This window comes from Actinophytocola gossypii, assembly GCF_025165815.1.
GTDB classification, from domain to species: Bacteria; Actinomycetota; Actinomycetes; order Mycobacteriales; family Pseudonocardiaceae; genus Actinophytocola; species Actinophytocola gossypii.
In genome coordinates, this window is record NZ_JAFFZE010000005.1 from 1 (window position 1) to 14,470 (window position 14,470).

The window sequence follows — 14,470 nt, forward strand, 5'->3', positions numbered from 1 at the left end:
CGACCACCGATCGAGCTGACCGTAGGTGACAAACCGACCCGAATCCTCGATCGCGACCGCATCCGGCGTCGACCCGACCCGCACCCCGAACCGCGAAACCAACGACATGGACGCGTCCCCCATACCTTCACCTCATTGAGCGATGCGCGAGTCAGGCCACCTTGGGAATCGCGGATGACTGTGCGCGTGCCGTCGGCGGCAGCGATCGGTAGATCTGCACCATGCCACCGAGTACCCCGCTGAGCCGGGGGAGCGCGGCGTACTCGGGGTCCTGCGCGAGGATGGCGTCGACCTCGCGCAGGCGCCACATCGGCGTCCTGGGGAACAGGTGGTGGACCAGGTGGAATCCTTCGCCATCGGTCTCACCGAACAAGAAGCGGGTCCAGAACCCGTAGTCCCGGTTCCACGACATGTAGAGGTCGATGCGCGGCGCGTTCTCGATGAGCGGGAAGTGCTCCATCAGCTCGGCGACCGCGCCGATCCAGACCTGGGTGGTCACCAGCGGAACGAACCAGAGCAGGATCAACCACAGCCACCAGCCGCCGAGCACGGCCCACACCAGCACGGCGACGAGCAACGCGATGCGCAGGGCGCGCTCGAGCGGTGCTTCAGCTTTCGACCAGATCCGGTGCCGCAGCAGGTAGAGGATGTACGAGCCGGTGGACTTCGGGCCGACCACCTTGCGCAGGTAGCGGTTCAGCGCCGGGCGGCCCAGGTTGTCGCCGCACAGCCCGTTGTCCTTGTACTGGCGGTAGTCGGGATCGCGCTCCGGGTCGCCCAGACGGCCGTGGTGTTCGCCGAGGTGGGACGCGCGGTACGCGGTCATGCTCTGCAGCACCGGGAACCCGCCGAAGAGGGCACCGAGGACAGTGCCGACACGGTGGTTGGCCATGAACGCGCGATGCGCGGACATGTGCAGCACGCCCGCCACCGCGCGCTGCCGGCCGCCGATGAAGTAGACGGCGACCACGTACACCGGGATCGACGCCCAGAGCGCCAGGTTGTTGAACGTCCACACCGACGCCGCGCACCAGAACGCGATCCAGAACCAGTGCCGGACGAGTTCGGCGGGACCGTGCCAGTTGTCCGGACGAGACGCGACGCGGACGGCGTCGAGAATCTCCGGAGCGAACCGATGACGAGTCCCTCGACCGCCTGACATGGTGTCGTCGATATTTGGCGACATGCTCCGACTGTAGCCAACTCCACCGTTACGATCTAGGAGCTGAGATCACCTCGCGCGGGCCGGTCGAGGAGCGTGCCGATCGGCTGGTCCGGCCCGGTCAGCGCCGCATCCAGAATGGCCAGCAGGTCGGCCCGCCACCGCGCGGCGGACTCCGGGTCGAAGGCGTCGGCGGCGTACTCGATCTCGCCGACCAGGCCGGTCGATTCGTGCCGCGCCGTCCAACTCAGTGCCGTCTTCGCCGTTCGAGAATGCACGAAATGCTCGACGATGGTCAGCCCGGCGATGCCGTCGAGGCTGTCGAGCGGTGTCGACTGGAATCCGAACATTGCCTGGAAGATGGGGTTGTCGCCGGCCCGTGAGCTGCGCGAGGACGCCTCGACCACATCGACGAAGGGCAACTCCTGGTTCGTCAGGGCTTCGGTCATCGCCACGTCGACGTCGGCGACCACATCGCGAAAGCTCATGGTTTGGTCCAACCGGGCGCGCACCACGACCATGTTCATCAGGTACCCGATGATGTTCTCGGTACCTGGGCGGTTGCGGCAGGCGACCGGCAGACCGACCACCGGCTCGTCCGTGCCGACCGCACGGCCCAAGGCGAGGAAAAAGGACGCGAGCAGGACGGTGAACGGAGTCGACCGGCACTCGCGGGCCACGCGCTCGACGGCCGCGGTGTCGATGGCCGACGGCGGCACCCGCAGCGCGAAGCCGGCCGAGCCGGCGCGGCGGGGCCCGGTGGTACGACCCGCTCGGTCCGCCGGCAACGGCGCGAGCGCGGGAGCGTCGGTCAGCTGCGCCGACCAGTAGGCCCGCTGCGCCGCCGCGTCCGGCCCCGCCAACCAGCGTTGCTGCCACGCGACGTAGTCGGCGTACCGCACGGTGATGTCCGGCAGCGGTCTGCCTTCGTAGAGCGCCGTGAGCTCACGCCAGAACACCGCGAGCGACCAGGCGTCGAACGCCGCGTGGTGCACGTTCAGCAACCACAACCATTCGCCGTCGAGCTGGAACGCGGACGAGCGCAGCAGCGGTCCCCTGCCCAGGTCGAAGGGCACCTCGGCCGCGGCCTGCGCGCGGTCGGCGGCGTCCGCGAAGTCGTCCGCGCGGACGACCTCGGTCCGGACCGGCTCGGCGGGCTGGATGTGTTGCCACACCGAGCCGCCCTTCCGGACCAGCACCGTTCGCAGCGCCTCGTGCCGGGCGACGATGGTGGTCAGGGCGGCGTCCAGGCGTTCGAGGTCGAGCGGTCCGGTGATCTGGTAGCACACCGGGATCGCGTACAGGGGCGCACCTCGGTTCACCTGGTCGAGGTACCAGAGGGCCTGCTGCGCACGCGACGCCGGCTGCCACTCGTCGCGGCTCGCGGCGGGAACGATCGCCTGCTCGGGGGTGCCGGCGGCCCGCAGGCGCGTCACCGCCGCGGCGATCCCGGCGACGTGCGGGGCCGCGCGGAACTGCGCGAAGGTCAGCGCCACGCCGGTCACCTCGGCGACCTGGCTCAGGATCCGCATGCCCTGCAGCGAGTCCACGCCTACCGAGAAGAAGTTCTCGTGCCGGTCGTGCACCGGCACGCCGCGGACGTCGGCGACGACCCTGGCGACAGCGCGCTCGAGCGTGGTCATGGCCGCGTCGTCGAGACCTCCGGCTCGTGCCCTGCCGACCGGCGGCAGGGCGGCGCGGGACACCTTCCCGTTCAGCGGCGAGCGCGGGATCTTCGCCATCAGCACGATCGCCGACGGCAGCATGGACTCGGGCAGCCGCTCGACGAGCCCGGTCCTGAGCCCCGCCTCCGACACGTCGGGTCCGGCCTCGACGTACGCGACGAGGGACGATCCCGTTGCCGGGTCGTCGACCACGACGGCCACGGCATCCTTGACGCCGTCCAGTTGGTGCAGCGCGCTCTCCACCTGACCGAGTTCCACCCGGCTCCCACGGATCTTCACCTGGCGGTCGGAGCGGCCGAGGAAGGAGAGCGTGCCGTCGGGTGCCCGGGCGGCGCGGTCGCCGGTCCGGTACATCCGTGCCCCGGGCCGACCCTGCGGGTCGGGGCGGTAGCGGTCGGCGGTCATCGCCGGGGCGCCGTAGTAGCCGCGGGTCACCGGCGGGCCGCCCACCCACAGGTCGCCGGGCTCGCCGTCGGGTACCGGCAGCAGCTCGTCGTCGAGGATGTACAGCGCCGCCCGCGCGAACGCACGGCCGAGCGATACCAGGGCATAGTCGGAACCGTCGGAACCGCCGATGCCGTCGCGGGCGGGATGGTGCAGGGCGACGCTGATCGAGGTCTCGGTCGGCCCGTAGTCCGACACCCAGTTGATCCGTTCCGCCCCCGGAACCTCGTACCAGGCCGCCAGCTTCTCGACGAGGATCTTGTCGCCACCGATGAACACGGTGCGCAGGCTCGGTGGCAGGCGCACCGCGCCGGCCACCAGGTCGTCGACCCACAGGTGCCAGTAGGCGCTCGGCAGGCTGACCATCGTCACCGACAGCCGCTCGACGAGGCTGGTGAACTCCCAGCTGGTGAACTTGCGCTGGGCGGGCATCACCACCGCACCGCCGGCCAGCCACGCCGGGAGGATCTCCTCCAGCGCGGCGTCGAAGGCCATCGCCGTGGACTGCAGCGAACGATCCCGCGGGCCGAGGGACAGTTGGTCCCGCAACGCCAGCGCGTGGTTGGCGAAGCTCGCGTGCGTGGCCGCGACCAGCTTGGGTTTGCCCGTCGAGCCCGACGTGAACACGCAGTACGCGAGGTTCGCCGGGTACACCTTCACCGGCGGCAGGACCGTGGGCGGGCCCGACAGGTCGAGGCCGTCGAGGTCGATCGTCCGAACTCCCGCGAGTTCCACCGCGACGGGACCGTTGCCGATCAGCAAGGTCACCCCGGCGTCCGAGACCATGCCCTCGGCGACGTCGCGCGGCAGCGACGCGTCGATCGGGACGTACGCCCCGCCGGCCTTCCAGATCGCGAACATCGCCACCAGGAGCAGTGGCGAGGGCTCCATGCTCACGCCTACCAGGCGTTCGGGCCGCACCCCGAGTTCGACGAGCAGGTTGGCGAGCACGGTCGCCCGCTGGTCGAGTTCGCGGAAGGTGTGGCTTCCGCCGTCCCAGGCCACCGCCTCCGCGTCCGGGGTCTGCTCGACCTGCGCCTCGATGAGCCGGTGCACCAGGCTCGATCCCGGCTCCATGACCGGCTTCATACGTAGGACTGCAGCTCGCCGCGACGGCGGACGTCGACTGTCGCGCAGTGGAACGAACCGCCGAAGCTGTTGAAGTTGCGGAACGGGCAGAGGACCGGGGTGATGCCCCAGCTCTCGGCCAGCCGCCGCATCGGCTCGTCCTGCGCCTCCACGAGCATGTGCTCCTCGTCGATCATCAGCACGTTCATGTTGATCCACTTGCTGGTCATGTAGAGCGGGTGGCTGTCCGGGATGACCGGTGGCGGCGCGGCTCGCACCTCCCAGTCCTTCAACAGGTCGGGCACCTCCGGCACCCGCTCGGGCTGGATGAGCAGCTTCCCGGGAGCGAGCGGCACCAGGCTCGCGTCGATGTGCATCGGGTGGTCGTCGTCGAGCGTGACCTCGTGGACGCGGTAGTCGTCGCCGAGGTGCCGGCGCAGCCATTCGATGCCCATCGCATTGGTGACGTGGCTGCGCTGGGCGAAGATGTCCCGGCCGAAGCGCATGAAGTCGGCCGCGTCGAAGGTCGGCTCGAACTCCGTGATCACCGAGCGGAACGGCTCACCGTCGGGCTGGTCGGTCCAGCCCTCGACGTACAGCTCGTCGGTCAGCTCCGGCATCGGCGCGGAGGCCCAGCGCGCCCCGCGCCGGAAGTACTCCTTCAACAGCGGTCGGAACGCCGACGACGCGTGGTGCCGCGACCGCCAGGACATCGGCGCTTCGATGATCTCGTCACCGACGACGAGCAACAGGTCGCGCGGCATCGCGTCGTACAGCCCGGTGCTCGACCAGCCGGGAACGCCGTACGAGACGGAGTGATCGCGCGGTTCCGGCCGACGCACCACGACGCCCATGCTCACCAGGATGTCCGCGAGCTGATCGAGCTCGTCCCGCGCGGCGGCCACCTGATCGGCCGGGAAGGGTTGCCCGGCCCGCTGCCGGAAGACCTCGCGCTGTGCGGGCGACAGCGGCGCGCCGACGGCGACGTGCCACGGCGGGAAATGGGCGTTGTCGACGATGCCGACAATGACTTCCTCGAGCGGATCCCACTCGTTGTAGGACTCGACCGGACCGGACGCCGCGGTCGCGGTGCCGAGAGCCTGGTCCAAGTCGTCGATCACGGTGTCTGTCCGGTCGCCGGCCAATCTGAACCCCCTACTCCGCTGACCCTCAGGTCGTGGATCTAGCTTAGTTGTACGTTCGGTCGGATGATCAACATGCGATGGCAGCTGGGACCATCAACGGCCTTGGCGTAGCTCGCCGAGCGGGACGGTGGGGTTGGACAGCACCTGCTCCACCGTGGCCGCCAGGTCCGCCGCGTACGGCGCGAGGTCACTGGCCTGCGACAGCTCCGAGAGGATCTCGAACCCGGTGCCGTGCTCCTCGACGGTCACCAACGCCGGCCGGGGCATGTGCTCGCGCGGCAACGCCAGTGGTGCGGCCGGGAACCCGAACAGGTCCCCTGGACTCTCGTACGCGTAGTCGAACGCGATGAAGGCGGCGGGAAGTTGGCGGTAGCGCCGCTCCTGCAACAGCCGGTACAGGCCGGCCGTGGCGTCCGAGGTGTCCACCAGCTGCGCCTGCACGTCCCTGGTCACGTCCGTCACGCTGTGACTGTCGGGGAGCTCCACGACGACCGGTAGCTGGTCGACGCAGAAGCCGACGAGCGGCTTGCCCGCGTAGTGCGGTTGCCCGGTCCGGTGGGCCATCATGATGGCCTGCGGGACCCCCATGAGCAGCGACGACGCCACCGCCACCACCGACAGCGCCGCAGTGTGCATCGTGGACCGGCCGGCGCGGGACAAGCCACGCAGGTCGGCCAGGCGCTGCTCGGAGAACGAGTCGACGCGGCTGACCGGGACGAACGGCCCGGTACCGTCGATCATCCGGCCCGCCGTCCAGTACCTGTCCAGCTTCGGCCGCCACACCGCGGCGTTCGCGTCGAACCGGGCGTCCTCCTCGGCTCGCTTGGACCGCGCGTACGCCAGGAAGCTGGCGGGCGTGGGTAGGGCCTCGCTCGCCGCATCCCCCAGGTAACAGGACGACAGTTCCGACCACAGAACCTCGAACGACCAGCCGTCCGCCACCGCGTGCGGCGCGGTTGCCTGAACGAACGAGGTGTCGCCGGTCCGCACGAGCTGGAACTGGAACAGCGACGGGACCGACATGTCGACCGGCCGGTTCGCGAACCGGCTGAGGATGGCCTCGACGTCCTCAGCCGACGCGTCGCTCATGGCGCACGTGGTCAGCTTCGGAACGGCGCTGGCGACGCAGTTCTGGGCGGCGCCGTCCTGGTCGAACCCGATCCGCAGCGCCTCGTGCCGTTGCGCGACCGTCGCGATCGCGTCCGCCAACCGCTGCTCGTCGATCGCGCCGTCGACCCGGCGCACGTCGGACATCTGGTAGGAGGCTCCGCGCTCGCCGCCCAGTTCGCTGCTCATCCACAGCAGCTTCTGACCGTCGGTGAGCGGAGCCTCGCCGACGACCCGCGCTGGGTCGTCGGTGGTGTCGGCGGGGTCGGGGGTCGGCGGTTGCGGTGACCGCGGCCGTGCTGGCGCCGCGCTGGTTCCCGGCCACAGGCCGCTCGCGGCGATCTCGGCCGCGGTGTCGGCGACGGTCCGCACGATGCGTTCGCGGTCCGCGTCGTCGTGCGCCGCGCTGAGAAAGCAGGTACGCCCCTCCCACACGTACACGCCGCGGCTGAGCAGGCCGAGGAAGAACATGTTCTCCGCGCGCTCGGAGCCGCCGACGTTGATGCGGAACAGGGACGAGAAGCTCTCGACCGTGACCGGATAACCGTGCGCCGCCGAGTGCGAGTTGATCGCCTCGGCCAGGTCCGCGGTCCGCCGGTTGAGGTCGGCCTGCAGCCGGGGCGACACCTTCTTCAGGTATCCGATCATGTGCTGCGCGACGGCCATCGCCATCGGTTGCTTGCTGAACGTTCCGGAGAACACCATGCTCGGCCGTTGCGGCAGTTCGCCCTGCCGCCAGCGACCGCCGTCGATGGGCGCCATGAACTCCGCGTCGCCCGCGATGACTCCGATGGGCATGCCGCCACCGATGACCTTGCCGTAGGTGACCAGGTCCGGGCGGACGCCGAAGTACCCGGCCGCGCCCGCCGGGTGGCACCGGAAGCCGGTGATGATCTCGTCGAAGATCAGGGCGGCACCCAGGTCGCTGGTGAGCGTGCGCAGCCGCCGCAGTAGCTCGCCGGGCTGGTATCCGGGACGTCGGCTCTGGACCGGCTCGACCAGCACCGCCGCCAGCCGTTCGCCGTAGAACTCGAGGATGGGGATCGCCGACTCGTCGTACGGGACGACGATGACGTCCTGGACCATGCCGGCCGGCGTGCCCCGGCCGAGGGTCGTCGTCTCGCCCGGCAGCCCACCGGCCCGAGGAGCCACCATGACGCCGTCGAACGTGCCGTGGAACGAACCGGTGAACACGGCGATCAGGTCTCGTCCGGTCCTGGCGCGAGCCGCGCGCACCGCCGCCATCACCGCCTCGGTTCCCGAGGTGGCGAAACCGACCCGGTCGACCCCCGTCAGTGACGCGATCCCGCGGGCCACGTCACCCGCGGTCGACGACTGCGGGCCGAGCAACAGTTCGGAGGGATCGAAGGAGCTCAGGGCCTGCCGCACCGGTTCGGACGCGTGTCCCAGCATGGTGACGCCGAAGCCCATGCACAGGTCGAGGTACTCGCAGCCGTCCACGTCGACGAAGTGCGAGCCCTCACCATGGACCCCGACCACCGGGTAGCTCACCTCGCGCCGGCCCGTACGCAGCGAGAACACCACGTTCCGCTGGTCGACGAGCGTGTACCGGTCCTCCTCGGTGACTCGTTTCGACACCGGGGTGCGCCTGGCCCACTCCTGCTCCTCCTCCGCCGGGAGCGCGGCGGTCTCCTCGAGCGACCGGGCGGGCTCGGACGGCGGAGCCGGGGTGCGGACCGGCGCCGGGGCCGCGGCGGGCGCTGCACCGTCGCCCGTCGGGTGCCAGCTCGCCGGCACGATGCCGGCGAGGTGCTCGGCCAGGAGGGCGGGCGAATCCCGCTCGAAGTACAGCAGACGGATGTCGACGGCGACCCGGAACTCGGCCGACAGCGCGTCCGCCAGCTGAATGAGCAGGAACGAGTCGTACCCGATGTCGATGAAGGACGCGTTCGGCGCCACCTCCTGCGTCGTGCGTCCCACCAGCTTCGCGACGACCCGGCGGATGCCTTCTTCGATGCTGTGGCGGTCCGCGTTCGGCAGCGGTTGCGCCGGCGCCGGGCTTGGTTCTGCCGACATTGGCTCCCTCTCCTCGCCGCCTCGGTCGACGTCGCCTCGGTCGACGTCGCTGCGGTCGAACGCGTAGGTGGGGGCATGGACGACCGCCGGCGCGCCGTCCGCGCGGTGCTTTGTGGTGGTCGGGAGCACCTGGTCGTGCCCGGCCGTCCAGGCCGTCGCGAGCAGCCGGGCGCGCGAGTTCGCGTCGTACCCGGCCTGGTCGGCGGTGGTCATGGCCACCGCGTCGGTACCGAACACGTCCTTGACGAACGGGGTGACGCCCGTGCTGGAGTCCAGGACGACGGCCAGGTTCGCGCCGTCCGCGTGCAGCGCGCTCATGGCGTCACCGAACCGGACCGTCCGGATCAGCTGGCCGGCCCAGAACGCGGGGTCCCGGGCAGTCGCCTCGTCGAGCCAGCCGCCGGTCGTCGGCGACATCAGTCGCAGCGCCGGGGCCCGCAGGTCGAGCTGGGCCCAGGTCTCGGTGTACTTCTCGACGAACGGCCGCAGGACCGCGCTGTGGAACGGGTGCGCGACCGGAATCCGGACCGAGGCGACCCGGTCGGCCCGCAACTCGGCGGCGACGGCCTCCACCGCGAGCGACTCGCCGCTGAGGATGCAGTCCTTGGCGCCGGGCACGATCGCCACCGAGACACCGTCGCGGAGGTACCGAGGCACCGAGTCCGCCGGCAGCCGCACGCGGATCATCGCGCCGGCCGGAGCGTTCGCCAGGATGCGGGCCCGATCGGTGATCGCGGCCGCGGCATCGGCCAGGGTGAACACCCCGCCGACCACGCCGGCTGCGACCTCGCCGAGGCTGTAGCCGCACAGCGACCGGGGCTGGATGCCGTCGGCGAGCAACGATCTCGCGATCGCCACGGATCGGACGAGCATCGCGAGCTCGGTGATCCGCGGCGTGGCCTCCGCCGCCGGCGCACCGGTGAGCCGGGCCGCCACCAGCGGCCGGTCCTCGACCGCCAGACTCGACAAAGCCGCCGAGAACACGTCGGCGAATCCGTCGATCTCGTCCTCGGCCACGGTCAGGTCACCGAGCGCGGTCCCCTGGCCGGGGAACACGAGCACGGTGTGGTGCTTCTTCTTCGCCCGCCGGATCCCCGTTCGCCACGTGCCGACATGCTCGGCGCGCCGCACGACGACAACCGCCTCCCGGTGGGCGAGCACCCGCCGGCCCGTCGTCATCGTGTGGGCGAGCCGGCCGAGAACGTCCGGGTTCCCGGTGGCGAAGTCCGTCACGCGGTTCGCCGTGTCCTCGGCGCTGCGCGGCGACGCGGCGCTGACCGGCAGCACGTGGACGCCGTCGCTCGGCAGCTGGGCCGGCTCGGGCACCGGCGCCTGTTCGAGGACGAAATGCGCGTTGGTGCCACCGACACCGAGCGAGCTCACGCCGGCCAGTCGCGGACGTCCGTCGTCCTCCCAGGGAGTCGAGTCGCCGGGAACGAACAACCGAGCGCTCGGCGTGATCCGCGGATTGAGCCGCGCGAAGTTCGCGACCGGGGGAATCCGGCCGTGGCCGAGGACGAGGGCGGTCTTGATCAGTCCGACGATGCCCGCCGCGGGACCGAGATGGCCGACGTTCGCCTTGACCGCGCCGATGGCGCACCGCGTCCCGTCGACACCGAGTGCGCGTTCGAGGGCCTCCCACTCGACGACGTCGCCGACCTCGGTGGCGGTGCCGTGGGTCTCCACGTAACCGATGTCGCCCTTGTCCACCCCCGCGGCGGCCAGCGCCTCGCTGACGACCTGGCTCTGCTGGTTGACGCTCGGCGCCGTGAACCCGACCTTTCGCTTGCCGTCGTTGTTGATGGCGCTGCCGCGGATGACGGCGTGGATCGCGTCGCCGTCGGCGAGCGCGTGGTCGAGTCGCTTGATGACGACCGCCCCCGCCCCACTCGCCGAGATCGTGCCACTGGCGGAGGCGTCGAACGGGCTGCAGCGGCCGTCGGCGGACCAGATGCTGCCTTCCTGGTGGTAGTAGCCACCCCGCTGGGGGTGCTCGACGTTGACGCCGCCCGCCACGGCCACGTCGGACTCACCGGACAGCACGCTCTGGCCGGCGAGGTGCAGTGCGACCAGCGAGCTGGAACAGGCGCTCTGCACGGTCATCGAGGGCCCACGGAGGTCGAGGGCATAGGCGATCCGGGTGGACAGGAAGTCGTGGTCGAGCAGCGCGACCCAGTTGATCGCCTCCGACGACTTGAGCGGCCTCGTCGCGTCGCCGTACCTCGGGTCGCCGACGCGCTCCAGGACCGTGATCGGCGACGCGGCGCCCCCGGCGGCGAACAACCCGATCCTGCCGGGATGGCGCAGCGGGTCGCACCCGGCGTCCTCCAGCGCCTCGAGGACGACTTCGGTCATGACCCGGTGATTGACGTTGATCCCCTGGGCCTCCCCGGCGGTGATGCCGAAGGCCGCGTGGTCGAACTCGTCGTGGTGCTCGATCGGCGCCGCGACGGGGACGTAGCGGTTTCCCACCTCCGCCGGGAGGCTGATCCCCTCGCGCCGGCGATCCTGCTCGGTGACCTCCACCATGCCGGTCGCACCGGCCTCGACATTGGCCCACAGCGCGCGATAGTCGTTGGCACCGGGAACTCGGCACGCCATCCCCACGATGGCCAGTGGCTCACGCATTCGGGCCTTCATTCATCGGCGGGGCCGTCCGGCTACCGCTTGAGGATCTCGGTCAGCCCGAGCGAGTCCATCGCGTTGTCGGGCTGCCGCAGCAGGGTTGCCAGGATCTCCAGGTACGCGTCGCAGTAGCGGTCGGCGAGTCGAGGTGAGTACGCGCGCAACGCGTACTGCCAGTCCAGGGCGATGCCGGCCGCGGTGATGTCGCAGACCACGCCGAGGTCGAACGGCCCCTGGGAGGTACGCGAGACCCGCTCCGACAGGTTGCCCTCGCCCAGGCTCAGCCCGCCGGCGGTCCCGGCGGAGAACGTCGTCCGGACCAGTTCGGCGTCGGACGGTGCGTCCTTGCGCCAGACCTCCAGCACCCGGCTGAACGGCACGTCCTGGTAGTCGATGGCATCCAGCAGACCGAGCGAGACGTCGGCCAGCGTGTCGGTGAACGTCCTGGACAGATCGACCCGCGACCGGGGCACGACCGTGTTCGCCAGCATCCCCACGGTGCGCGCGAATCTCGGGCCGCGACTGCTGGTCGTGACCCCGATGCACACGTCGTCGCCGCCGGTCGCGGCGGCGATCATGACGTTCATCGCGCCGAACAGCACGGCGAACGGCGTCGACTCGGCACGGCGCGAGAACGCGGACACCGCGGCGGCCAGCTCGGTGTCGAGCGTCATGCTCACCAGCATGGTGGCGAACGGTGCGGTGGAAACCGAGGTGGAGTCTCCCGGCAGCACACTGCCGATGGCTCCCGCGAGCCGTTCGCTCCAGTACGCCAGGTCCGCACCGGCCGCGTCGTCGGCCAAGCCGGCGAGCTGCTCGGTCACGAAGGCGCGGTATCCCGGCACGGCCGGCTCGGGGTCGGGCGTCGTGCCCAGCCGGGCCGAGCGGTAGAACTTCCCGAAGTCGTCGACGACGACCGCTATCGAGATGCCGTCACAGACGATCTGGTGAGCGGCCAGGACCAAGCCGGTCCGGTCGTCCGACAACAGCATGACGGTGAGCGTGATCGCCGGCCGGGCGGTCAGGTCGAACGGCGCGTCGGCCGCGGCGCTGATGGCGGATTCCAACCGCTCGGCCTGCTCGGCACCGGACAGCGTCCGCAGATCGACCACGTCGATCGGGATGCGCTCCGGATCGGGGCTGACGATCTGCACGACGCCGTCCGCCGTCTCGTGGAACGTCGTACGCAGGGCTTCGTGGCGGCGCGCCGTTTCGTGCAAGGCGAACCTGGCGGCGGCGAGGTCGAAGACGCCTTCGAAGAAGTAGACCTCCGGCATGACGTAGGCCGGGCTCTGCGGGTTGTGCCGCCAGAAATTCCAGATCGGTTCTTGCAGCGGGCCGAGTGGGAACGGTGTCGCCGGTTCGTCGGCACCCGTGCCCGTCAATGCACGACCCGGATGAGCTTGCAGAGGTTCCGGGTGTTGCGCGCCTGGAAGAAGTCCCGCAGTCGCACCCGCACGCCGAGTTCTTCGCGAATCTGAGCCAGGATGTTCAGCGAGTCCAGCGAACTGAGTCCCAGTGTGAAGAAGTCGTCGTCGATCGAGCAGTGGCTGTCCAACGTCGTGCGCACGATCGTGATGACTCGCCGCTCGACGTCGCTCAGGCCGGCGTCGTCGTCCTCGGCGTCCGGCGCGTCGGTCTCCGCCGGCTTGACCAGTGTCGCGAGCGCCGAGACGTCAACCTTCCCGCGTTCGGTCACCGGCAGGGACTCCACCCGCCGAAGGATCGCGGGCACCTCGTACGCGGGCAGTTCACTCACCAGGTGGTCGCGGACACTCGCCTCGCTGCCGTCACCGTCACCGTTGCCGACGTAGCAGGCGACCAGGATCGGGTTCGGTGCGTCGCGGTGGACGAACGCGACCGACTGGGCGACGGCGGGATGCCGATTGAGGACGGTCGAGATCTCGGTCAGTTCGATCCGCCGGCCGTTGACCTTGACCTGGTCGTCCAACCGACCCAGGAAGCTGTAGGCGCCGTTCGACGACGGCTTCACCAGGTCGCCGGTCCGGAACAGCCGCGACCCGGGCGGACCGGACGGGTTCGGAACGAATCGCTCGGCGGTCAGCCGCGGGTTGTTCAGGTAACCGCGTGCGACACCCGCGCCGCCCACGTACAGGTGTGCCGGCTCGCCGTCGACCGCGGGGTCGAGATCGGCGTTCCCGTACAGCTGAACGTGCACCCCGGGCAGAGCCGCGCCGATCGGCGCCTCGACGAACTCGTCGTTGTCCAACCGGCCGCCCGTCGCCGCGACGGTCGTTTCCGTCGGCCCGTACTGCACCATGACCGTGCAGCCGTTCGCGACCAGGGTGCGGACGAGGTTGTTGGGCACCGCTTCGCCGCCGATGAATCCGAGTCGCACGTTCGAGTCGGGCAGGTATCCCGCGCCCAACAATCCCGAGTACCACGACGGCACGCCACTCAGGACCGTGACCTTGTGTTCCGCGATGCAGTCGATGTGGTCCTGCCAGGAGCCTTCGGTCAGGTCCGGTGCGACGACGAGCTCGGCGCCCGCGGCGAGCAGCAGAACGGGGCGGAGCGACGCGTCGAAGGACAGGTCGGCCGACAGCAGCACCCGCTGGTCGCCCTCGCGGTGCACGCCCGGCTGGGTCACCAGGTCATGGAGATACTTCGTGTAGTTGTCCAACGCGCCGTACTCGACGCCGACGGGCTGCGGGACGCCCGTGGAGCCGGACGTGCAGATGGCATAAGCGAGATTCCGTTCGGTCGCGCTCGCGCCGTGCGCCCGGGTGCGTGCCTCGCCCAGGCGCCGGACCCGGAGTCCGGATTCCCCCGGCATGCCGGGCGTCGCCCCGGCGTCGGCCGGCTCCAGGACGAAGGTGGCCGACTCGGCGAGGACGAGCTCACGCCGGCGCTCTGGCCAGTTCTTGTCGACCGGCAGGTACGCCGCCCCGGCCATCCAGATGGCAAGCACCGCGACGACCGGGTTCCCGCCGCGCGGCAACACTGTCGCGACCACGTCTTCCGGGCCGACACCCTGAGCCAGCAGGAGATCGCTGACGCCCCGCACCGTCGACAGCAGATCGCCGTAGTCGAGGGATCCTTCGCCGGCGCGCAACGCGGCTCGGCGTGGGTCCCGTGCGGCGATATCGCTGACTCGCTCGAGCAGGAACGTTGCGGTCACTTATGTCTCCCCCCAGATCGTGGCTGTCTGCCGAAGACAAGGTCCCGAGCGATGC

The 14,470-nt window shown here is 70.4% G+C and carries 6 protein-coding genes; all 6 read right to left on the reverse strand.

Annotated elements, in window-relative coordinates; translation table 11 throughout:
- Positions 1-151 precede the first annotated feature (151 nt).
- Positions 152-1,162, reverse strand: a complete 1,011-nt coding sequence (locus JT362_RS04280; RefSeq protein WP_260189688.1) for a fatty acid desaturase — start codon at positions 1,160-1,162, stop codon at positions 152-154.
- A gap of 56 nt (positions 1,163-1,218) precedes the next feature.
- Complete coding sequence (locus tag JT362_RS04285; RefSeq protein WP_260189689.1) at positions 1,219-4,380, reverse strand: non-ribosomal peptide synthetase; 3,162 nt, start codon at positions 4,378-4,380, stop codon at positions 1,219-1,221.
- A complete protein-coding gene (locus JT362_RS04290) occupies positions 4,377-5,480 on the reverse strand; it encodes an amidinotransferase (RefSeq protein ID WP_260189690.1) in 1,104 nt (367 codons plus the stop codon). The genes JT362_RS04285 and JT362_RS04290 overlap by 4 nt, the downstream gene beginning before the upstream one ends.
- A 117-nt stretch (positions 5,481-5,597) precedes the next feature.
- Positions 5,598-11,276, reverse strand: coding sequence for a type I polyketide synthase (locus JT362_RS04295; RefSeq protein ID WP_260189691.1), 5,679 nt, complete (start codon positions 11,274-11,276; stop codon positions 5,598-5,600).
- 32 nt (positions 11,277-11,308) lie between these two features.
- Positions 11,309-12,658, reverse strand: a complete 1,350-nt coding sequence (locus JT362_RS04300) for a condensation domain-containing protein (RefSeq protein WP_260189692.1) — start codon at positions 12,656-12,658, stop codon at positions 11,309-11,311.
- Entirely contained in the window at positions 12,655-14,415 is a 1,761-nt protein-coding gene (locus JT362_RS04305; protein WP_260189693.1) for a non-ribosomal peptide synthetase, read from the reverse strand. Before JT362_RS04305 ends, JT362_RS04300 begins: the two co-directional genes overlap by 4 nt.
- Positions 14,416-14,470: the final 55 nt, after the last annotated feature.

What these genes read in the sequence shown, in the direction of transcription:
- JT362_RS04280 (WP_260189688.1), bottom strand. Translation starts at nt 1,162, where the DNA reads ATGTCAGGCGGTCGAGGGACTCGTCATCGGTTCGCTCCGGAGATTCTC.
- JT362_RS04285 (WP_260189689.1), bottom strand. Translation starts at nt 4,380, where the DNA reads ATGAAGCCGGTCATGGAGCCGGGATCGAGCCTGGTGCACCGGCTCATC.
- JT362_RS04295 (WP_260189691.1), bottom strand. Translation starts at nt 11,276, where the DNA reads ATGCGTGAGCCACTGGCCATCGTGGGGATGGCGTGCCGAGTTCCCGGT.